The sequence below is a fragment of the Pseudomonas sp. IT-196MI5 genome, from assembly GCF_949767415.1.
In the GTDB taxonomy this organism is placed as follows: Bacteria; Pseudomonadota; Gammaproteobacteria; order Pseudomonadales; family Pseudomonadaceae; genus Aquipseudomonas.
Window position 1 is genome coordinate 267,463 of record NZ_CATKPZ010000022.1, and the last position, 19,989, is coordinate 287,451.

Here is a 19,989-nt window from a genome sequence, read left to right on the forward strand (position 1 = left end):
GGGTTGTGTTTTTTACAAAATAGCGGCGTTGCTGCGTTGGGCCTGCTTCAGGTAAGCGCCCAGTTCCCGTGCCAGCAACGGTTTGCTGTAGAGATAGCCCTGACCTTCGTGGCAGCCTTCGGAGATGATGTAGGCCTCTTGCTCGGCGGTTTCCACACCTTCGGCAATCACCTGCATGCCCAGGCTCTTGCCCAGTTGGATGATGGCCCGAACGATGGTCGCATCGTCGTCGTCATCGAGCAGGTCCTGAACGAAGCTCTTGTCGATCTTGATCTTGTCCAGCGGCAGGCTCTTGAGATAGCTCAAGGACGAATAGCCGGTTCCGAAGTCGTCGATGGCGATCAGCGCGCCGGAGCGGCGTAGGCTGAGCAAGTGCTGGGCCGCGGTGCTGATGTCTTCCATCAGGCCGGTTTCGGTGACTTCCAGCTCCAGGCTGCGCGGTGGCAGGCGATACATCTGCAGCAGATTGTTGACCACCCGTGGCAGTTCGGCGTGGTGCAATTGAACCGTGGACAGGTTTACCGCCATGCGCAGGTCGCTGAAGCCCTGGTCATGCCACTCGCGTAATTGTTTGCAGGCCTGGTCAAGCACCCACTCGCCGATGGCAATGATGGTGCCGTTCTGTTCGGCCAGCGGGATGAACAGGTCCGGTGGCACCATGCCGTGCTCGGGGTGTTGCCAGCGAATCAGGGCTTCGACGCCCACCACGCGGTTGTCGCGATAGCTGATCTGCGGCTGGTAGACGAGGTAGAACTGATTGCGGATCAGTGCATCGCGCAGGTCTTTTTCCAGCTCGCGGCGTCGGCGCATTTCGGTGTCGACGCTGGCGATATAGAACTGATAGCGGTTGCGCGAACGGGTCTTGGCCAGCGTCATGGTCTGCTCGGCCTTTTGCAGCAACTTCTCGGTGCTGTCGCCGTCCTCGGGGAACAGAGTGATGCCGATGGTGGCGCGCAGGCGGATCTCCTGATGATCGAGGGCGAACGCCGCTTCCAGATCATCGAGAATGCTTTGTGCCAGCTCGGCGGCTTCGTAGGGTTGCTCGATATCGGCCTGGACCAGGGCGAACTGGTCGCCACCGAGACGGGCGAGGGCACCCAGGCGACCGCTATGACCGCGCAGGCGATCGGCCAGGGCCAGCAGCAACTGGTCGCCGGTCTGGTAGCTGAACTGCTCGTTGATGCCCTTGAAGTCATCGAGGCCGACACACAACACCGCGACCCGGCGCTGCAGTTTGCCGGCGTCGATGAGGATCTTGTCCAGTTGCTGCTGCAATTGCTGGCGGTTCGGCAGTCCGGTCAGGAAATCGTACTGGGACATGCGCAACAGGCTGTTTTCGGCTTCGTGGCGCAGATGGGTATTGCGTTCGATGGATTCGAGCAACTGGTTGGCGGTGTTGATCCAGATGCCCAGTTCGTTTTTCTCGTGGCCCTTGAGCAGCGGAATCTTGTGCTCGCTGGGACGATCCGGATTGATTTCCGTGAGGTGCTCGATGATCCGCGACAGCGGCTTGGTCAGCAGCCAGTGATAGACCAGATACAACACCAGCCCCATGGCGAGCGCGCGCAGTACGCCGGAAATGAAGATGATCACTGAGCTGACAATGAACCCCTGGCCGTAAGTGGCGGTATCGAGGGTGATGCTCAGATCGCCGTAATATTCGCTGTAAGGCCCGCGACCGACCAGTTGTGTGGTGAAGGTGCGTTCCTTGCCAAGAATCAGGTCGGTCAGCCAGCGACTGTGGGAGTGCTGTAGCTCACGGGTTTTTTGCGCGAGCATGGCTTCGTTGGGATGGCCGATGGAGGCCTGGCGCACGGCGGCGTCCTGAAACAGGCCTTCGATGACCTGCATGCCCATTTCCCGGTCCAGGCTATAGACCGCCTGGGTCGAGGGGTCGCGAAACATGTTGAGGATGCGCTGGGCATCGCTGGCGACAGCCTGGCGTGTTTTATAGGCATCGAACACAATTTGGGCGCAGCTCAAGACCACGCCGACGATCAATGCCGACAGGAGCACGACCCGGAGCAACTTCACCGACAAGCTGTTCTTGAGTTCCAGCTTCAAAGGGCTATTCCTTGTTCCGTGCGGGTAGCATCAAGTTGCCATGAGTATTGGCAATCCCGTGATGGCAGTCAAAGGGACTATCACCCTTGGGGGATTTTGCCTTCAGCCTGGCCGATTTGCAGTTGTCTTGACGAGTTAGCCTATTAGCACTGTGTCGGTTGTCTAGCCCTTCAACTTGAGGGGCGGGGTGCAGATATTTTCCTTTTGTTTGATGTTAGTCGTCCGCGGCGTTGGGGCAAGGGGGGCAAGACTTGTTTCATCGTGGGAAATTGTCCTGGGTTGCTCGCTCAGGTGACCAGATAGCCGACCTGATTTCGCGGATGTATTACTCCGTAGGAGCTGCCGAAGGCTCGGTCCGCGCTCGGGCGATCTTTTGATCTTGTTTGTAGGTAATAAAGCCAAAAGATCGCAGCCTCGTTGCACTCGACAGCTCCTACAGGGAAATGCATACGCATGAAGAACCAGGCCTGCCAGCCGACCAATTTCTTGCAGATGTCCCCAATCCCTGTAGGAGCTGGCTTGCCAGCGATGGCGGCCTGCCAGCCAACCAATCTCCCACGCCCTGAGCTGAGCGTTCCCACGCTCCCGCGTGGGAATGCTGCCAGAGACGATCCGCGTTACGTTTTTGCGGGTTAGCGGTGTAGGAAAGCGCCAGAAGTTTCCCACGCAGTTTTCAGGTTGTCCGTCGGAAGCGGACTCAATAGCCTCTGACTGTCGCTGAAAACTCAGCGATCGGGTGTGAGAACCCGGCAAGTCATAGTCATCCAGTGCCAGTATCCGCATAATTGCCGCCAGCTTATCCGCTGTTTGTAAATGCGTTATGGCGGCTGTGTGCGGGCAGACTTTTGTCTGGCCGGGTGCCTATGACCGGTTTTCTCACCTCGCACATAGCTGCCACCTCTTTGCCGTGTGAGAACGGCAATGGGTGGCACCCACCGCATAGGAATATTTCAGTGGATAAGTTAATCCCCGATCCGCCCTTAAATACAGCCAAACCCTTCACTCCCAACACCATGTTCATGATCGTCCCGGACATGGATACCGAATCCCTGCTGGCCCACGCTTGTGAGTCATTGGCTTCGGCCAACGTCATGGCGAGTGATTTCGCCACCTTCCTGACCGGCCCTCAGCGCAACACGGCGCTGGCCATTGCGCAGATCATCATGCTGGCGGAGCTGGCGGTGAATCGTGCGTTGGATAACGTCGATCCGCAGGGATAGGTATTCAGTCAGGTTGACCGCGTCATCGTTCATCGCGAGCAAGCTCGCTCCCACAGTAGTCCGGTGTAGACCGATCCAATGTGGGGGCGAGCCTGCCCGCGAAGAGGCCCTGCCGAACGCTGAAAATCCCGGGCAATAAAAAACCCGGCTAAAAAGCCGGGTTCTTTTGACTGGCGTCGAGCTTAAGCGGTGAAGGTTTTGCCTTCGAACTGCTCAGCCACGAATTTCCAGTTAACCAGGTTCCAGAACGCTTCGACATACTTTGGACGCAGGTTGCGGTAGTCGATGTAGTAAGCGTGTTCCCAGACGTCGCAGGTCAGCAGCGGGGTGTCGCCGTTGGTCAGCGGGTTGCCGGCGCCGATGGTGCTGGCCAGGGCCAGGGAACCGTCAGCCTTCTTCACCAGCCAGCCCCAACCGGAACCGAAGGTGCCGATGGACGTCTTGCTGAACTCTTCCTTGAACTTGTCGAACGAACCGAAAGCCGCGTTGATGGCTTCAGCCAGAGCGCCGGTTGGTTGACCGCCGGCGTTTGGCGCCAGGCAGTTCCAGTAGAAAGTGTGGTTCCAGACCTGAGCGGCGTTGTTGAAGATACCGCCCGAGGAAGTCTTGACGATTTCTTCCAGGGTCTTGCCTTCGAACTCGGTGCCTGGCACCAGGTTGTTCAGGTTCACGACGTAGGTGTTGTGGTGCTTGTCGTGGTGGAACTCCAGGGTTTCCTTGGAGATGTGCGGCTGCAGGGCATCGTGTGCGTATGGCAGCGGCGGCAATTCGAAAGCCATGATGATTCTCCTAAATCAGGTCAGTTGCGGTGAGCGCAAGGCCGATCACGGGCGGCCAGACAAGCGCCGGGGAGTTTGTACTCTTTGCGGCGCAGGGAGTCGGATCATAGCACCGGGGGGACGGCATAACCACGCAACAACTGTGTGGAATAGAGGTTCCGCCAATCAGATGGCCACGATCAACTGCAGCGCTACGGCAAACATCATCACCGCCACCAACAGATCGAGAATTCGCCAAGTGCCGGGCCGGGCGAGCCACGGTGCCAGCCATGCCGCACCGAGGGCCAGGGTGAAAAACCACAGTAGCGAGGCACTGGCGGCGCCTACGACATAGGCGCCGGGCTCGGTTTGTTGTGCGCCCAGGGAGCCGATCAGCAAAACGGTGTCCAGATAGACGTGCGGGTTGAGCAACGTTACCGCCAGCGCACTGAGCATCACCGCCCGTAGCGAGCGTACGGTCTGGCCTTCGCCCTGCTCAAGACTCTGCTTCGAAAAGGCCCGGCGCAGCGCCTGGCTGCCATACCACAACAGGAACGCTGCGCCACCCCAACGGGCGATGGCCAGCAACGTTGGATTCTGCGCCAGCACGGTCGCCAGACCAAATACACCGGCGGCCACCAACAGGGCGTCGCATGCCACGCACAGCGCCGCTACCGGCAGGTGATGCTCTCGCCGCAGGCTTTGCGCCAGGACAAACGCATTCTGGGTGCCGATCGCCATGATCAGGCCGAAGGCCACGAGTAGCCCGTTCACATAACTTTGCCACATGATTTTTTACTCCGCGTTGGCTGCCAGATCCCGCAGTACTTGCAGGGCACGGTCGGCGTCGGCCTGGCCGACAAACAAATGGTCGTGGTAGTAGCCGGCAATCACGTTGCAGCTGATGCAGGCATTGCCCAATGCCGTGGCGAACGCGGCGGTCAGGCCGACCGCTTCGAGGGCCGAATGCACGTTCAAGGTGATCCAGGCGGCGATGTAGTCGAAGCTCAAACCGGCCTTTTCGGCGTGGGTGCGTTCGAGAATCACGGTCAGGCCTTCTTGCTCACGAAAGCTGCCGACAATTTCCAGATCCGTCGGTAATTTGCCGTCACGCAGGGTGCAGAACACGTAGTCGCCGGCGTTGAGTTGCGGACTCATGCTGCGCAGCAGCGTTGCCAATGAAGTTTCGCCAGCCATGTGGGTGATCCTTGTTCAAGAGTTCTTGCTGGTCATTGTCCTTGTGAAGGCTGTATAAGAAAAACCAATCTTGCTGATCGCTCATTAGGAAAACTGATGTTCGACTATAAATTGCTTTCTGCCTTGGCGGCCGTGGTCGAACAGGCGGGTTTTGAACGGGCGGCCCAGGTGCTGGGCCTGTCGCAATCGGCGATTTCCCAGCGCATCAAACTACTGGAAGCGCGGGTTGGCCAGCCGGTGCTGGTGCGGGCCACGCCGCCAACACCGACGGAAATCGGTCGACGGTTGCTCAACCACGTGCAGCAAGTGCGCTTGCTTGAACGGGATTTGCAGAGCCTGGTGCCGGCGCTGGATGAGGAGGGCCTGCCGGAGCGCCTGCGGATCGCCCTGAATGCCGACAGCCTGGCCACTTGGTGGGCGCAGGCCGTGGGGGCGTTTTGCGCGGAACAGCATCTGTTGATGGACCTGGTGGTCGAAGACCAGACCGTTGGCCTCAAGCGCATGCGCGCCGGTGAAGTGGCGGCCTGCGTCTGCGCCAGCGAGCGCCCTGTGGCGGGTGCGCGTAGCGTATTGCTGGGGGCCATGCGTTACCGGGCACTGGCCAGCCCCGCCTTCATTGCCCGGCATTTTCCGCAGGGCGTACGCGCCGACCAGTTGGCCCGTACCCCGGCGCTGGTGTTTGGCCCGGACGATTTCCTGCAGCATCGCTACCTTGCATCCCTCGGCGTCGAGGGCGGTTTCGAACACCATTTATGCCCGTCCTCCGAAGGTTTCATTCGTCTGACGGAAGCCGGGCTGGGCTGGGGGCTGGTTCCGGAACTGCAGGCGCGCGAGCAACTGCAAAGGGGCGTATTGCAGGAGCTGCTGCCAGATAAGCCGATCGATGTGCCGCTGTACTGGCATCATTGGCGTAATGGCGGTCAGTTGCTGGGGCTGCTCACCGATCAATTGGTACGCGCATCGAAACAATGGCTGGTGCCCTTGGACTGACGCGCAGCGTCAAGACCTCACGTAATACGCAAAACGAAATATTCGGAGCAATTCATGAAGATTCTGGTTACCGGCGCAAGCGGCTTCATCGGCGGGCGCTTTGCGCGTTTTGCCCTGGAGCAGGGCCTGGACGTGCGGGTCAACGGTCGCCGGGCCGAGAGTGTGGAGCATCTGGTACGCCGCGGAGCCGAGTTCATCCCGGGAGACTTGAGCGACCCGGAACTGGCGCGCGAGCTGTGTTCGGACGTTGAGGCCGTGGTGCATTGCGCCGGTGCCGTCGGTTTGTGGGGGCGTTATCAGGATTTCCATCAGGGCAACGTCCAGGTCACTGAGAACGTGGTTGAGGCCTGCCTGAAGCAACGGGTACGGCGGCTGGTGCATTTGTCGTCGCCGTCGATCTACTTCGATGGTCGCGATCACCTGGGCCTGACCGAAGAGCAGGTGCCCAAGCGCTTCAAACACCCTTACGCTGCCACCAAGTACCTGGCCGAGCAAAAAGTCTTCGGTGCCCAGGAGTTCGGCCTGGAAACCCTGGCCTTGCGCCCGCGCTTCGTCACCGGGGCCGGCGACATGAGCATCTTTCCGCGCTTGTTGAACATGCAGCGCAAGGGGCGCCTGGCGATCATCGGCAACGGTTTGAACAAAGTCGATTTCACCAGCGTGCAAAACCTCAACGAGGCGCTGCTCAGCAGTTTGCTGGCCAGCGGTTCCGCGTTGGGCAAGGCTTACAACATCAGCAATGGCACGCCGATTCCGTTGTGGGACGTGGTCAATTACGTCATGCGCAACATGGACGTCCCACAGGTAACCCGCCACCGTTCCTACGGCCTGGCCTACAGCGTCGCGGCGCTCAACGAGGGTGTGTGCAAGATGTGGCCGGGGCGTCCCGAACCGACGCTGTCGCGCCTTGGCATGCAGGTCATGAATAAAAATTTCACCCTGGACATCAGCCGCGCCCGGCATTATCTGGATTACGATCCCAAGGTCAGCCTCTGGACAGCGCTGGATGAGTTCTGTGGCTGGTGGAAGGCCCAGGATATTCGTTGACGCTCGAACAACGCCCCTGACTGAACCGGATACGGGGCTTGGGGGTCAATGGTTACGGCTGTGGGGTTTATACTGCGCGGCATAAAGCCATCATTTGTTTCACTAAGGTTGATTCAATGTCCATGCGTAACGATGCCAACGACGACTTCGACGATGTACCGAGCCTGCGTGCAGACGTTCTCGACGACGATTTTCCGCCGACTGCCCGCACGGTCGTGCATTCGCGCACGGCGCCGGCGGTGAAGGTCAAGGCAGCGAGCACTGGCCCCCTGTGGGCGTTGGTCGGGGCGTTGATCATTGCGTTCGCGGGCCTGGCCTGGTGGAGTTTTCAGCAGATTTCCCTGATGGAACAGCAATTGGTGGCGACCCAGGAAAGTTTCGCGCGGATCAGTGAGGAAGCGGCTGGGCGCCTGCAGGACATTTCCGGCAAGGTCGTTGCCAGCCAGACCAGTGTCACCACCGACAGTGAGGCCTTGAAGCTGCAAATCCGCCAGCTGGAAGGCAAACTCAAGGACCAGGGCGCCCAGCAGCAAGGTGTTGCCGGCCAGGCCTCGGACCTGGACAAGCGACTGGCACAAATGGCCGCGCAATCCACCGAACTGGACAAACGCCTGGCGCAGTTGACTGCCCAGGACACCGATCATCAGACAGCCAATACGCAGTTGCAGGCCCAGGTCAAAGCCTTGAGCGCTGAATTGGCCGCCCTGAAAAGTGCCCCGTCCGACTCGGAAAAACTCGACGCACAGCTCAAAAGCCTGGGCGCCGATATCACTGCGCTGAAGAAGCAAGGCAACCCGAGCGCTGCCATCGAGCGTCTCGAGCAAGACATGCTCGTGCTCAAGAGCCAGCAGGACAACCGTCCGGCTGCCACACAGGGCTCGACCAATACCGCCGAGTTCGATGCCTTCCGCAGCCAGGTCACCCGCAACATCAATACCCTTCAGGCGCAGATCCAGAACTTGCAACAGCAACTGCGCCCCCGGCAGTAATGACCTGCTCCAGGAAATCTTGAGGGCAACCGACCTGGTCAGGGACGAAAAGGGCACCCTGATGGCGATCAAATCCCTCAAGGTCGAGAACCAACATGCCTACCTGAAGAATGTCGGGAATTTTCTGGTGGCGGCCGGGTATTACAGCCCTTGATTTTATGGTTTCAATGAGGACGCCTTCGCTGGCAAGCCAGCTCCTACAAGGACTGTGCATATCCTGTAGGAGCTGGCTTGCCAGCGAAGGGCGCAGTACGGCCTGCCTACCGAACCTTGTCCTCACGCCCGCGCAACAACATGTTCGGCATGGCAATCGCTGCCGCCAGCCCCAGCAGCGACACCACCGCGCTGACCGTCAGCAAGTGCCGGAACGTCAGCAACAGCTCAGCGCGCAAGGCGTTCTGCGCGTCACCCGGTGCGGCGTTCAAACCGTCCAGCAACACATTCCCCGAACTGCCTTCGGCAATCAGCGACGAGCCGGCCAGGTGCGCAAGACTTGAATCCTGCAACAGCGCCAGCAGCAGCGCCGACATCAATGCCACACCCACGGCACCCCCTAGCGAACGGAACAGATTGGTGGTGCTGGTCGCCACGCCGATATCCCGTTGCTCGACCGAGTTCTGCGTGCCGACCAGGGAGGTCGGGAACTGCATGCCGGAGGAAATCCCGCAGAGCAGCATGAACAGGCTGCTCACGACGAACGCCTGCGGCGGGCTGAACGCCATGCCAAGAATCGAGATGGGCATCAACGCAGCACCGGTAAGGATCATCGGTTTGTAGCGTCCGGTCACGGAAGTACGGCGGCCGGCGAAATACGCGCCAATCGGCAAACCCATGGCCAGTGGCAACAGGTGCAGGGCAGCGCTGTCGGCGCCGGCACCGGTGACGCTCTGGAAGCGCAATGGCATCAGCACAATCAGCGAGATGGCCTGGAAACTGGTAAAGAAAATCGTGCACCAGCACAGGATCGCGTTGCGGTTGGCGAACAGATGCATGGGCAGCAACGGCTCCCGTGCGCGCCGCTCGTGGACGACGAACAGCCCCAGCACCAGCACTGCACTGGCCAGCAGCGCCAGCACTTCGGCACTGCGCCAGGAATGGCCCTGACCGACCTGCGTGATGCCCAGTAACAATGCCGTCAGCCCGATGATCATCAGCACGGTGCCCAGGTAATCGATGATCGGTTTGCGTTGCGGAATCGGCAGGCCCACCAGCGTGCGGTTAGCCACCAGCCAGGCGCCCAGGCCCAGTGGCAGGTTGATCAAAAACACCCAGCGCCAGGACAGGTATTCGGTCATGTAGCCGCCAAGCACCGGGCCGGCCACGCTCGCCACCGCGTACATGCTGCTGAAATAGCCCTGATAACGACCGCGCTCCCGTGGCGGCACGATGTCACCGATGATCGCCTGGCTCACCGAAATCATCCCGCCGGCGCCGATGCCCTGGAAGATCCGCGCCAGCACCAGTTGCTCCATGCTCTGGGCCATGCCGCAGAACACCGACGCCAGGGTGAACAGGCCCATGCCGAACAGCATCAGCTTGCGCCGCCCGTACAGGTCGCCCAGTTTGCCGTAGATCGGCACCGCCACGGTCATGGCCACCATGTAGCCGGAAATCACCCAGGCGAGCAGGCTGACGTCCTTGAATTGCGCGGAAATGGCCGGCATCGAAACAGCGACAATGGTCTGATCCAGTGCCCCGAGAAAGATCGCGAGCATCAGCGCGATCAGCACGCTGCGGATGGCGGGTTTGAGCGTTTCAGGCTGGTGGAGATTGGTCACGGGAAAACCTGCGGGCGGTGATTGACCCGCAAGTGGCAAGGCGAGCGGGGATGCTCGCCAGTGTAAGTCGGTAGGGGGCTATTCGATAGCCTCATAAGGAAGTCCGACGTAGTTTTCTGCAATGGTTTTTCGACCTGCCTCGGAGTCGATGAAATACTCCAGTTCCGATTCGGCAATGCGCTGGCTGAAGGCATCGTGATCATCAAAGCGGTGCAGCATGGAGGTCATCCACCAGGAAAAGCGTTCGGCCTTCCACACCCGGCGCAGGCAGATTTCAGAGTATTTCTCCAGCAAATCGGCGCGATTTTCGCGGTAGACCTTGAGCAGGATATTGAATAGCGTACTCACATCACTGGCCGCCAGGTTCAGGCCCTTGGCGCCGGTGGGCGGGACGATGTGCGCGGCATCGCCGACCAGGAACATTCGCCCGTATTGCATGGGTTCGACCACGAAGCTGCGTAGCGGCGCAATGCTTTTTTCGATGGCCGGGCCGGTGACCAGTTTGTCCGCCAGTTCTTGCGGCAATCGCGACTTGAGTTCGTCCCAGAAGCGTTGATCCGACCAGTTATCGACATGATCGCTGGTGGGCACTTGCAGGTAATAACGGGTGCGTGTCGACGAGCGCATGCTGCACAGGGCAAAGCCGCGTTCATGGCGGGCGTAGACCAGTTCTTCGTGGACCGGCGGGGTATCGGCCAGAATCCCGAGCCAGCCGAAGGGATAGATCCGTTCGAAGACTTTCAGGCTGTCGGCGGGAATCGATTGCCGCGCCACCCCATGGAAGCCGTCGCAACCGGCGATGTAGTCGCAATCGAGTCGCCAGGTCTCACCGTCCTTCTCAAAAGTGACAAACGCTTCATCGGTTTTCATGCCGTGGGGAACGACGTTGGCGGCTTGATAAATCGTCTGTGCGCCGGCCTCCCGACGAGCGGCCATCAGGTCGCGGGTGACTTCGGTCTGGCCGTAGATCATCACGGTTTTGCCAGCCGTCAGGGCGTGCAGATCGATATGGACCCGGCGCCCGTCGAGGGCCAGCTCGAAGCCGCCATGCACCAGCCCCTCGGCGTCCATGCGCTGACTCACGCCGGCCTGGCGCAATAGCTCTACCATGCCTTGTTCAAGCACGCCGGCGCGGATTCGGCCGAGCACATAGTCCGGGGCCTGGCGTTCCAGGATGACGGTATCGATACCAGCGTTGTGCAGCAATTGGCCGAGCAACAGGCCTGAAGGGCCGGCACCAATGATGGCGACTTGGGTTTTCAGCGTTTTCATTGTTGTTATGACTCGCAAGCTTCACGCGACCAGGGCCGGTGAATGATTTTTATGGATCGAGTGCTTGCATTTTTCCCTTGCGAGTCTGTCAATTGAAGGTGAAAACTGAGCCGATACCTGTACATTCTGCCAATCGGTGCGATTATCGCCCGTCATCTACTCCGAGACCTGGATTGAAGTGATGAACAAGCCTGACCTGCCTTCGATTCCGGTGTTCAAGCTCTACGGTGAAAGCCTGGATTGGCCGACCCCGGACTTGCTGCACTGTGAAACCATTTCCAAACGCAGTCGCGAACATCATTGGGAAATCAAACCCCACCGCCACGCTGATTTGTGCCAGTTGCTCTTCGTGTTCAAAGGTCAGGCAGAGCTTGAAATCGAAGGCCAACGTACGCAACTGGTGGAACCGACGATCCAGATCCTGCCACCGCTGTCGGTACACGGCTTTCGCTTTTCCGAGGATGTGGAGGGCTTTGTCGTGACCCTGGCTGCGCCGCTGATCGCCCACCTGCAGATGCAGTTGGGACACTCGGTCAATGCTCTGGCCCAGGCCGAAAGTTACCCGGCAGGCAAGGACGCCGAGTACCTCAACAGCCTGTTCAGTGCCTTGCAGAACGAATACACCAGCCATCAACCGGCGCGGGAAATGCTCATGCATTCGCTGGTCAGTGTGATCATGGTGTGGGTCAGCCGCCAGGTGATCCAGCGTCGCACTGCCATGGCGCGACCGCAGCGGGCCCGGGAATACCTCAACGGCTTTATACAGCTGGTGGAAGAGACCTATCGCCAGCACGTCAAGGTCGAGGACCTGGCGCACCGGCTGGGGATTTCCGTGTCCCATCTCAACGGCACCTGTCGTGAGCTGGCGGGGCAACCGGCGTTGCAGATCATGCACGAACGGCAATTGCTGGAGGCCAAGCGCTTGCTGACCTACACCAGCATGACCATTTATGAAATGTCCGACGTGTTGGGGTTTTCCGATCCGACCAACTTCACGCGCCTGTTCCGGCGTCGTGTGGGGATTTCGCCCAAGGCCTTCCGCGACCGCTTGAAGGCCGATCAGGACAACGAAGCCTGACCCCCTTCGTTACCGGAGGGCGTTGAGGGTGGCGTTGTGGGGGATGCAGTGCTCGAAGTTACAGCTCGCGTACTCACGGGGCAGGTTGCGCAGTTGCTCTACGCGCCAGGCGGCAGCGCCATACAACCCGAGCGTGACCGCACAGGTGATGAAAATCGCGAGGTATCTTCTTGTTTTGATGTTCATGGCGTTGACCTCTGAACGAATACCTTTCGGTATTACTTTGAGCATAGGTCAGCGCTGGGGAGTTATCAGCAATAGCGCGGTATTCAGAACACTGATGCCCTTGTAGGAGCGAGCCTGCTCGCGATAGCAATCGTTCATTGACGAAGATGTTGACTGATCCAACGCTATCGCGAGCAGGCTCGCTCCTACAGTTTTAATCGGGTTACAGGCCCGCATCCCACGCCGGCTGTTCCGGAAATCTAACCACCAGAAAATCCAGCAAGCTGCGCAACGCCGCCGGCATGTGCTTGCGCGAGGCATACACCGCATACACGTTCATTTTCCGGGGTTCGGCCGTCGGCAGCAGGCGAATCAACTCGCCGCTGTGGATGTGCACGCCGGCCTGATACGTGGGCAGCATCGCCACCCCGGCACCGGCGAGCGTTGCGCGCAGCAGCGTGCTGGCCTCGTTGGCGCTGATGTTGCCCTGCACCGGTACTGAAACCTGCTCGCCGTCCTGCTCGAAATGCCAGAGGCTTTTGCCGAAGTAGGAATGGGTCAGGCAATTGTGCCGGCTCAGGTCCTCGACCCGTTGCGGCGCCGGGTGCTCACGCAAGTAAGCGGGGGAAGCGCAAATCACCGAGCGGCAAACCGTCAGGCGGCGGGCGATCAGGTTCGGGTCCAGGTCGTTGCTGGTGCGGATCGCCAGGTCGATGCGCTCATCCACCAGGTTCACGGTGCGGTCGAGCATCTGCATGTCGATGCTGACGCCGGGGTAATGTCGGACATACTCGGCCATGGCATCGGCCAGTTGCGCCTGGCCGAAGGAGGTGCTGACGCTGATCCGCAGCAGGCCGCGCGGTGCGTCGTCCGGTTCGCTGACGGCGGCTTGCATGTCGCTGGACAAATCGAGCATCTGCCGACAGCGGGGCAGGATCTCGGTGCCGGCGGCGGTCAGGCTCAACTTGCGTGTGGTGCGATGCATCAGGCGCGCGCCGACCCAGTCTTCCAGTTCCGCCAGATACCGCGACACCACCGGTCGTGACAGCTCCAGATGATCGGCGGCGGCCGACTGGCTGCCGAGGTCGACCACCGTGACGAACACACGCATTGCTTGAAGACGATCCATGATTTGCCCGCTTTCAGAAACAAACTATGTCCAAGCATCGCATTTTTTGTACTGAGTCAGGCAACTAAGCTCTGTTCCACTGTAGGAGCGAGCTTGCTCGCGATGGACCCCCAGGCGCCGCGTTTAACCGGCAAGTACGCGCCATCGTTTACGACCATCGTCGGAACGCCGCCCGGAGCAAGCTCGCTCCTACAAGGGACCACGACAGCCATTGGAATACGGAGCAACAGATGATCGGTTTCACCACTTTAATGCGGGTTTTACTGGCAAGCGCGGCCTTCGGTTTCGCCGCCCATGCAGCCGCCTCGACCCTGACGCTGGATGTCTACAACCCCGGCGAAAAAGCCATCTTCCCGGTGACCTCGGTGCTGGTCAGTGGCGAGAAAGAAGCGATCCTGGTGGATGCGCAATTCGGCAAGTCCCAGGCCGAGCAGGTGGTGGAAAAGATCCGCTCCAGCGGCAAGCAGCTGACCACTATCTACATCAGCCACGGTGACCCGGACTACTACTTCGGCCTCGAAACCCTGACGGCCGCGTTCCCCAAGGCCAGGGTCCTCGCCTCGCGGCCGACCGTTGACCACATCAAGCGAACCGTCGACGGCAAACTGGCATTCTGGGGCCCGAAAATGGGGGCTGATGTGCCGGGCAAAACCATCGTGCCGGACGTGCTCAAGGGCGATAGCCTGAACCTTGAAGGGCAGAAATTGCAGGTGGTTGGTCTTGAGGGCCCGCAGCCGGATCGCAGCTTTGTATGGATTCCATCGATCAAGGCCGTAGTCGGCGGTGTCGTGGTAGCGCAAAACATCCACGTGTGGATGGCTGACACGCAAACGCCACAGTCCCATGCCGATTGGTTGGCTACGCTGCATTCCATTGAAGCCCTGAAGCCGCAGACCGTGGTACCGGGGCATTACCTGGGCGAGAGCAATCGTTCACTGACGGCAGTGCAGTTCACCGCCGCTTACATCAAGGCTTTCGACGAGGAAACCGCCAAGGCCAAGGATTCTGCTGATCTGATTGCGGCAATGAAAAAACGCTTCCCGGCACTGGGCGATGAAAGTTCGCTGGAGCTGAGCGCCAAGGTCGCCAAGGGCGAGATGAAGTGGGGCGAATGAATTTAAGGAGTAACGGGGATTTCTGTGGCGAGGGAGCTTGCTCCCGCTGGAGTGCGAAGCGCTCCCCTGCATTTTTCAGCTACATCGCATGAACCGGATTTACGGCTGCTTCGCAGCCGTGCGGGAGCAAGCTCCCTCGCCACAAAGGTCAGCGCAGATTGATATCGATACTTTCAAGCCAACTGGAGAACGTCATGAGCAAAATCGCAATCATCGGTGCCACCGGTCGTGCCGGTAGCCAATTGCTGGAAGAAGCCCTGCGTCGCGGTCACAGCGTTACCGCGATCGCCCGCAACACGGCGAAAATCGCCCCGCGTGCCGGATTGGTCACGCGTAACGTCGACGCTCTGGATGCCAGTGCTTTGCAAGCGGCTATCGAGGGGCATGACGTAGTCATCAGCGCCGCACATTTCGCCACCCTGCCTGCAAGCGCTGTCATCGGGCCGGTGAAGCAGGCCGGAGTCAAACGCTTGCTGGTGGTGGGCGGTGCTGGCTCGTTGCTGTTGCCCGATGGCACTCGAGTGATCGATAGCGAAGGTTTCCCTGAGGCATACAAGGCTGAAGCCAGTGCCGGTGCCGAATTCCTCGCAAACTTGCGTGAAGAGCGGGACCTGGACTGGACCTTCCTGTCGCCATCGGCCGAATTTGTCGAAGGCGAGCGCACCGGGAAATTTCGTCTCGGTCAGGATGATTTGCTGGTGAGCAGCGAAGGGCGCAGCTGGATCACGTTCGCCGACTATGCGATTGCAATGCTCGACGAAGTGGAAGCGCCAAAGCATTCGCGGCAGCGGTTTACAGTCGGTTACTGATTCCCCCCTGTAGGAGCTGGCTTGCCAGCGAAGGCGGTCTGCCTGACACACCGCACCGCCTGATTCGCCAGCAAGCCGGCTCCTACAGGGCAACTTAGCGCGCCTGCGCCTGCTCCACCAACCAGCCCATCAATTCACGCAACTTCGGCGAGGGCTCGGCTTTTTCGGGGAACACCAGGTAATACGCCAGCCCCGTTGTGACCTTCAAATCGAATGGCATGACCAGCCGCCCGGCATTCAGGTCATCGCCGATCAGCGACCAGTCGCCAATCGCCACCCCCGTTCCCTGGGACGCCATCGACATCGCCAGGTCCAGTGTTTCGAAATGCTGGCCCTTGCCGACATTGGTCAATCGTACATCCGCCGCTTTCAACCAGGCCTTCCAGTCCCGTTCATCGCGGGTCGGGTGGAGCAACAGGTGTTGTTGCAGATCGGCCGGTGCTTGCAGGGGAATGGGGCCTTCGAGCATCGGTCTGGAGCACACGGGCGTGAGTTGTTCATCGAAGAGTTTTTGCGACATCAATGAATCGTCCGGCGGTGCGCCGTACATCACCGCTGCATCGAACTGCTCGCGATGAAAATCCACGCCGTGCTTGACGGTCGTGGTCAGTTCCACCGGCACATCCGGACGTTCCCTTTGCCATTGCAACAGACGCGGCAGCAACCAGCGCATGACGCAGGTCGGGGCCTTGAGTTGCAGGGTTTCGCGCTTTTCGCCGATCTGTTCAACGGCCTCGTCGATCAGGCCGAAAATCTGCTGCACCCGTGGCAGCCATTCCCGCCCTTCGGCCGTCAGGTCCAGGCCTCGGGCCAGGCGGATGAACAGCTCATAACCCAGATGATCTTCCAGTCCGGCGATCTGCCGACTCACCGCACCCTGGGTGATGTGCAACTGTTCGGCGGCCCGGGTGAAATTGCAGCACTGCGCGGTAATCAGGAAGGTGTGCAGCGCCGGCAGGGGAGGCAGTCGTTTCATTGGGATCCAAGGTATGACGTGAGGACATGGCTAGTATGACTTTTTATCCATTGTTGCGGCTACCTGTCGCCCGTTCCAATGAGGCCATTCCACGGACTCTGTGGGAGCGGGCTTGCTCGCGAAAGCGGTCTTACATTCAACATTGATGTTGGTTGATACACCGCTTTCGCGAGCAAGCCCGCTCCCACAAGGGCCCTTGTGTCTCAAACGAACAAAAAGGGCAAAGACATGGCGACGTGCGGCGAAGTATTGGTCAAGTTACTCGAAAACTACCGGGTCGAGCAGGTGTTCGGCATTCCGGGGGTGCATACCGTGGAGCTGTATCGCGGGCTGGCCCGTTCGAGCATCAACCACGTCACGCCGCGTCATGAACAGGGCGCCGGCTTCATGGCCGACGGCTACGCCCGCACCAGCGGCAAACCGGGTGTGTGCTTCATCATCACCGGCCCGGGCATGACCAACATCACCACCGCCATGGGCCAGGCCTACGCCGATTCGATCCCGATGCTGGTGATTTCCAGCGTGCAATCGCGCAGCCAGTTGGGCGGCGGTCGCGGCAAGCTGCATGAGCTGCCGAACCAGGGCGCGCTGTGTGCCGGTGTCGCGGCGTTCTCCCACACCCTGATGTCGGCGTCGGAGTTGCCGGGTGTGTTGGCTCGTGCCTTTGCCCTGTTCCAGGCCGGCCGTCCGCGTCCGGTGCACATCGAAATTCCATTGGACGTATTGGTCGAAGACGCCGATGACCTGCTCAGCAGCCTGCCGGTCAATATCGACCGCGCCGGTGCTTCGCCGAGCGCCGTGTCGCGCATGACCGATTTGCTGGCCGACGCCAAGCGTCCGCTGATTCTCGCCGGTGGCGGGGCCATCGACGCGGCAGCCGAGCTGACTGAACTGGCCGAGCTGCTGGACGCGCCGGTCGCCCTGACCATCAATGCCAAGGGCATGCTCGCCTCCGGCCACCCGTTGCTGATCGGCTCGACCCAGAGCCTGGTCGCCACCCGTGCGCTGGTCGCCGAGGCCGATGTGGTCCTGGCCATTGGCACCGAGCTGGCCGAGACCGACTACGACGTGACCTTCGCCGGTGGCTTTGAAATCCCCGGCAAATTGCTGCGCGTCGATATCGACCCGGACCAGACCGTACGCAACTACTCGCCGCACGTGGCACTGGTGGCCGACTCGCGCAACGCCGCCCAGGCTTTGCTCAGCGCCCTGTCGCACAAATCCCTGGCCGAGCGCCGCAACGATTGGGGGCAGGTACGCGCCGCCCGTCTGCGTGAAGACCTGGCCGCCACCTGGGACGCACCGACCCTGGCCCAGACCCGTTTCCTCGAAACCGTGCTGCATGAGTTGCCGAACGCGGTATTCGTCGGCGACTCGACGCAACCGGTGTACACCGGCAACCTGACGTTCAACCCGGAGCGCCCGCGCCGCTGGTTCAACTCGTCCACCGGTTACGGCACTCTCGGTTACGCCTTGCCGGCAGCGATTGGCGCCTGGCTGGGTGGCCGCGTTGAAGGTGGCGCGCGTCCTCCGGTGGTGTGCCTGATCGGCGACGGTGGCCTGCAATTCACCCTGCCGGAACTGTCCAGCGCCGTTGAAGCGCGCACCCCGGTCATCGTGCTGCTGTGGAATAACCAGGGCTACGAAGAGATCAAGAAATACATGGTCAACCGTGACATCGAACCGGTCGGCGTGGACATCTACACCCCGGACTTCATCGGTGTGGCCAAGGCATTGGGTTGTGCGGCCGAAGCGGTCAGCAGTGTCGAGCAACTGCGTGGTGCATTGCGTATGGCCACCGATCGTCAGGGTCCGACCTTGATTGAAATCGACCAGGCCGAGTGGATGCAGGCGGTGTCGAAATGACGTTCCCTACAACGCTGGATGGCCTGTACATCAACGGCCAATGGTCGGCCGGCAACGAACACCTGCGGGTGATCAATCCGGCGACCGAAGCCCTGTTGACCACCGTGAATGGTGGCGACGAGAGTGCTGTCGATCAAGCCGTGAGCGCGGCGACCCAGGCGTTCGCCGTCTGGTCGAAAACCACGGGCGCCGAACGCGGTGCAATCCTGCGCAAAATCGCCGCGGGCGTGCAGACCAACCGTGAAAAGCTGATGCACTTGCAGTCGAGCAACAACGGCAAGCCACAGTTCGAAGCGGCTATCGACGTTGATGACGTGATCGCCACGTTCGAGTATTACGCCGGTTTGGCCGAAGGGCTGGATGCGAAACAGGACAGCGCCATCGAACTGCCGACCGACGATTTCAGCGCCCGCCTGCGCCGTGAGCCCTGCGGTGTAGTTGGCTTGATCGTGCCGTGGAACTTCCCGATGGTCACCACTGCGTGGAAGCTCGCCCCGGCCCTGGCCGCCGGTTGCTGCGTGGTGCTCAAGCCTTCGGAAGTGACGCCGCTGCCGGAGCTGGAACTGGCGGCAATCATCGCCCAGGCCGGGGTGCCGGCGGGTGTGTTCAACCTGGTGTGCGGCACCGGCCTGGCCGTTGGCGCTCCGCTGTCGGCGGACCCACGCATCGCCAAGATCTCGTTCACCGGCAGCAACGCGGTCGGTGTGCAGGTCATGCAACGGGCGGCGGAAACCGTCAAAGGCGTGAGCCTGGAACTGGGCGGTAAATCTTCGCTGCTGGTGCTGGCCGATGCCGATCTCGACCTGGCGGTGGAAGTGGCTTGCGGCGGTGGTTTCTTCAACGCCGGGCAGATGTGCTCCGCCACCAGCCGCGTGCTGGTCGCCGATGAACTGGCCGATGAATTCCTGACCCGCGTGAAGGCCCGTGCCGAAGCGATTCGCGTGGCCGACCCGTTCGACCCGAACGTGGAAATGGGTGCGCTGGTCAATCAGGCGCAATACCAGCGCGTGCTCGGTCACATCGACCGCGGTCTGAGTGCCGGCGCCAAGCTGGTTTGCGGTGGCAATCGCCCGGTCGACCTGCCGCGCGGATATTTTTTGCAGCCGACGGTGTTCACCGAAGTGCCCCTCGACAGTGCGCTGTGGTGTGAAGAGATTTTCGGCCCGGTGATCTGCGTGCGCAGTTTCGCCTCTGAAACCGAAGCGATTGACCTGGCCAACGACAGCCAGTTTGGTCTGGTCGCCAGTGTGGTGACGCGCGATGCACAGACCGCTGACCGCGTCGCCAACGCTTTGCAGGCGGGGCTTGTGTGGATCAACGCGCCACAGGTGATCTTCCCGCAGACCGCCTGGGGCGGCTACAAGCAGAGCAGCATCGGCCGCGAATTGGGGCCGTGGGGCTTGCAGGCTTTCCAGGAAATCAAACACGTGATCCGGGCCGTCTGACGCCTGTCACTGTGTAGGAGCAGCCGGTCGACGCTCGATTGCTCGCGATGGACGTCAACGATAACGCGGGGAGTCAGACAGCCCGCGTCGT

General features: G+C 60.6%; 19 protein-coding genes. 10 read left to right on the forward strand and 9 right to left on the reverse strand.

What is annotated here, in order from left to right:
- Positions 1 to 12 precede the first annotated feature (12 nt).
- On the reverse strand, positions 13 to 2,064 hold the full coding sequence (locus ACM6IK_RS15585) for a putative bifunctional diguanylate cyclase/phosphodiesterase (protein WP_414875030.1): 2,052 nt from the start codon (positions 2,062 to 2,064) through the stop codon (positions 13 to 15).
- Between the two features lie 953 nt (positions 2,065 to 3,017).
- On the opposite strand from ACM6IK_RS15585, the gene ACM6IK_RS15590 reads away from it, so the two are divergent.
- Entirely contained in the window at positions 3,018 to 3,284 is a 267-nt protein-coding gene (locus ACM6IK_RS15590; protein ID WP_414875031.1) for a DUF6124 family protein, read from the forward strand.
- Positions 3,285 to 3,466: 182 nt separating this feature from the next.
- On the opposite strand, the gene ACM6IK_RS15595 is transcribed toward ACM6IK_RS15590, so the two are convergent.
- From ACM6IK_RS15595 to ACM6IK_RS15605, 3 genes are all read right to left on the reverse strand, one after another.
- Positions 3,467 to 4,063, reverse strand: a complete 597-nt coding sequence (locus tag ACM6IK_RS15595) for a superoxide dismutase (protein WP_008022038.1) — start codon at positions 4,061 to 4,063, stop codon at positions 3,467 to 3,469.
- Between the two features lie 165 nt (positions 4,064 to 4,228).
- Positions 4,229 to 4,831 (reverse strand): LysE/ArgO family amino acid transporter, encoded by a 603-nt coding sequence (locus ACM6IK_RS15600; protein ID WP_414875032.1) that lies wholly within the window; start codon positions 4,829 to 4,831, stop codon positions 4,229 to 4,231.
- 6 nt (positions 4,832 to 4,837) lie between these two features.
- Positions 4,838 to 5,239 carry an ACT domain-containing protein gene (locus tag ACM6IK_RS15605; RefSeq protein ID WP_414875033.1) on the reverse strand — a complete coding sequence of 134 codons (402 nt, stop codon included), beginning with the start codon at positions 5,237 to 5,239 and terminating at the stop codon, positions 4,838 to 4,840.
- Positions 5,240 to 5,335: 96 nt separating this feature from the next.
- On the opposite strand from ACM6IK_RS15605, the gene ACM6IK_RS15610 reads away from it, so the two are divergent.
- The 4 genes from ACM6IK_RS15610 to ACM6IK_RS15625 all read left to right on the forward strand — a co-directional run bounded on the left by ACM6IK_RS15610 (position 5,336) and on the right by ACM6IK_RS15625 (position 8,419).
- Positions 5,336 to 6,229: a LysR family transcriptional regulator ArgP gene (locus ACM6IK_RS15610; RefSeq protein WP_218426972.1), complete on the forward strand. Its 894-nt coding sequence runs from the start codon at positions 5,336 to 5,338 to the stop codon at positions 6,227 to 6,229.
- A gap of 54 nt (positions 6,230 to 6,283) precedes the next feature.
- Entirely contained in the window at positions 6,284 to 7,276 is a 993-nt protein-coding gene (locus tag ACM6IK_RS15615) for an NAD-dependent epimerase/dehydratase family protein (RefSeq protein ID WP_414875034.1), read from the forward strand.
- A 116-nt stretch (positions 7,277 to 7,392) separates the two neighbouring features.
- Positions 7,393 to 8,265: an ATPase gene (locus ACM6IK_RS15620; RefSeq protein WP_414875035.1), complete on the forward strand. Its 873-nt coding sequence runs from the start codon at positions 7,393 to 7,395 to the stop codon at positions 8,263 to 8,265.
- A gap of 19 nt (positions 8,266 to 8,284) precedes the next feature.
- Complete coding sequence (locus tag ACM6IK_RS15625; protein WP_414875268.1) at positions 8,285 to 8,419, forward strand: hypothetical protein; 135 nt, start codon at positions 8,285 to 8,287, stop codon at positions 8,417 to 8,419.
- Between the two features lie 106 nt (positions 8,420 to 8,525).
- Here ACM6IK_RS15625 and ACM6IK_RS15630 read toward each other — a convergent pair whose 3' ends face one another.
- Both ACM6IK_RS15630 and pobA read right to left on the reverse strand, forming a co-directional pair.
- Entirely contained in the window at positions 8,526 to 10,043 is a 1,518-nt protein-coding gene (locus tag ACM6IK_RS15630) for an MDR family MFS transporter (protein ID WP_414875036.1), read from the reverse strand.
- A 78-nt stretch (positions 10,044 to 10,121) separates the two neighbouring features.
- Positions 10,122 to 11,306: a 4-hydroxybenzoate 3-monooxygenase gene (pobA, locus tag ACM6IK_RS15635; RefSeq protein WP_414875259.1), complete on the reverse strand. Its 1,185-nt coding sequence runs from the start codon at positions 11,304 to 11,306 to the stop codon at positions 10,122 to 10,124.
- A 190-nt stretch (positions 11,307 to 11,496) separates the two neighbouring features.
- Between pobA and ACM6IK_RS15640 the strand changes: the two genes are divergently transcribed.
- The gene (locus ACM6IK_RS15640; protein WP_414875037.1) at positions 11,497 to 12,393 is read left to right on the forward strand and encodes a helix-turn-helix domain-containing protein; all 897 of its coding nucleotides are present in this window, start codon (positions 11,497 to 11,499) and stop codon (positions 12,391 to 12,393) included.
- A 9-nt stretch (positions 12,394 to 12,402) separates the two neighbouring features.
- Here the strand turns inward: ACM6IK_RS15640 and ACM6IK_RS15645 are convergent, their stop codons facing one another.
- Both ACM6IK_RS15645 and ACM6IK_RS15650 read right to left on the reverse strand, forming a co-directional pair.
- Positions 12,403 to 12,579 carry a hypothetical protein gene (locus tag ACM6IK_RS15645; RefSeq protein WP_414875038.1) on the reverse strand — a complete coding sequence of 59 codons (177 nt, stop codon included), beginning with the start codon at positions 12,577 to 12,579 and terminating at the stop codon, positions 12,403 to 12,405.
- 202 nt (positions 12,580 to 12,781) lie between these two features.
- Complete coding sequence (locus ACM6IK_RS15650) at positions 12,782 to 13,687, reverse strand: LysR family transcriptional regulator (RefSeq protein ID WP_414875039.1); 906 nt, start codon at positions 13,685 to 13,687, stop codon at positions 12,782 to 12,784.
- Between the two features lie 230 nt (positions 13,688 to 13,917).
- Between ACM6IK_RS15650 and ACM6IK_RS15655 the strand changes: the two genes are divergently transcribed.
- Complete coding sequence (locus ACM6IK_RS15655; RefSeq protein WP_414875040.1) at positions 13,918 to 14,802, forward strand: MBL fold metallo-hydrolase; 885 nt, start codon at positions 13,918 to 13,920, stop codon at positions 14,800 to 14,802.
- Positions 14,803 to 14,996: 194 nt separating this feature from the next.
- On the forward strand, positions 14,997 to 15,611 hold the full coding sequence (locus ACM6IK_RS15660; RefSeq protein WP_414875041.1) for an NAD(P)-dependent oxidoreductase: 615 nt from the start codon (positions 14,997 to 14,999) through the stop codon (positions 15,609 to 15,611).
- Positions 15,612 to 15,705: 94 nt separating this feature from the next.
- On the opposite strand, the gene ACM6IK_RS15665 is transcribed toward ACM6IK_RS15660, so the two are convergent.
- The gene (locus ACM6IK_RS15665) at positions 15,706 to 16,587 is read right to left on the reverse strand and encodes a LysR substrate-binding domain-containing protein (RefSeq protein ID WP_414875042.1); all 882 of its coding nucleotides are present in this window, start codon (positions 16,585 to 16,587) and stop codon (positions 15,706 to 15,708) included.
- A 228-nt stretch (positions 16,588 to 16,815) separates the two neighbouring features.
- Here ACM6IK_RS15665 and ACM6IK_RS15670 point away from each other — a divergent pair, with 228 nt between their 5' ends.
- Both ACM6IK_RS15670 and ACM6IK_RS15675 read left to right on the forward strand, forming a co-directional pair.
- Positions 16,816 to 18,453 carry a 5-guanidino-2-oxopentanoate decarboxylase gene (locus ACM6IK_RS15670; protein ID WP_414875043.1) on the forward strand — a complete coding sequence of 546 codons (1,638 nt, stop codon included), beginning with the start codon at positions 16,816 to 16,818 and terminating at the stop codon, positions 18,451 to 18,453.
- Positions 18,450 to 19,898 carry an aldehyde dehydrogenase family protein gene (locus tag ACM6IK_RS15675; protein ID WP_414875044.1) on the forward strand — a complete coding sequence of 483 codons (1,449 nt, stop codon included), beginning with the start codon at positions 18,450 to 18,452 and terminating at the stop codon, positions 19,896 to 19,898. The genes ACM6IK_RS15670 and ACM6IK_RS15675 overlap by 4 nt, the downstream gene beginning before the upstream one ends.
- The last annotated feature ends 91 nt before the right edge of the window (positions 19,899 to 19,989 follow it).

What these genes read in the sequence shown, in the direction of transcription:
- ACM6IK_RS15655 (WP_414875040.1), top strand. Translation starts at nt 13,918, where the DNA reads ATGATCGGTTTCACCACTTTAATGCGGGTTTTACTGGCAAGCGCGGCC.
- ACM6IK_RS15610 (WP_218426972.1), top strand. Translation starts at nt 5,336, where the DNA reads ATGTTCGACTATAAATTGCTTTCTGCCTTGGCGGCCGTGGTCGAACAG.
- ACM6IK_RS15640 (WP_414875037.1), top strand. Translation starts at nt 11,497, where the DNA reads ATGAACAAGCCTGACCTGCCTTCGATTCCGGTGTTCAAGCTCTACGGT.
- ACM6IK_RS15600 (WP_414875032.1), bottom strand. Translation starts at nt 4,831, where the DNA reads ATGTGGCAAAGTTATGTGAACGGGCTACTCGTGGCCTTCGGCCTGATC.
- ACM6IK_RS15675 (WP_414875044.1), top strand. Translation starts at nt 18,450, where the DNA reads ATGACGTTCCCTACAACGCTGGATGGCCTGTACATCAACGGCCAATGG.
- ACM6IK_RS15670 (WP_414875043.1), top strand. Translation starts at nt 16,816, where the DNA reads ATGGCGACGTGCGGCGAAGTATTGGTCAAGTTACTCGAAAACTACCGG.
- ACM6IK_RS15620 (WP_414875035.1), top strand. Translation starts at nt 7,393, where the DNA reads ATGTCCATGCGTAACGATGCCAACGACGACTTCGACGATGTACCGAGC.
- ACM6IK_RS15615 (WP_414875034.1), top strand. Translation starts at nt 6,284, where the DNA reads ATGAAGATTCTGGTTACCGGCGCAAGCGGCTTCATCGGCGGGCGCTTT.
- ACM6IK_RS15645 (WP_414875038.1), bottom strand. Translation starts at nt 12,579, where the DNA reads ATGAACATCAAAACAAGAAGATACCTCGCGATTTTCATCACCTGTGCG.
- ACM6IK_RS15605 (WP_414875033.1), bottom strand. Translation starts at nt 5,239, where the DNA reads ATGGCTGGCGAAACTTCATTGGCAACGCTGCTGCGCAGCATGAGTCCG.
- ACM6IK_RS15665 (WP_414875042.1), bottom strand. Translation starts at nt 16,587, where the DNA reads ATGAAACGACTGCCTCCCCTGCCGGCGCTGCACACCTTCCTGATTACC.
- ACM6IK_RS15650 (WP_414875039.1), bottom strand. Translation starts at nt 13,687, where the DNA reads ATGGATCGTCTTCAAGCAATGCGTGTGTTCGTCACGGTGGTCGACCTC.
- ACM6IK_RS15660 (WP_414875041.1), top strand. Translation starts at nt 14,997, where the DNA reads ATGAGCAAAATCGCAATCATCGGTGCCACCGGTCGTGCCGGTAGCCAA.
- ACM6IK_RS15595 (WP_008022038.1), bottom strand. Translation starts at nt 4,063, where the DNA reads ATGGCTTTCGAATTGCCGCCGCTGCCATACGCACACGATGCCCTGCAG.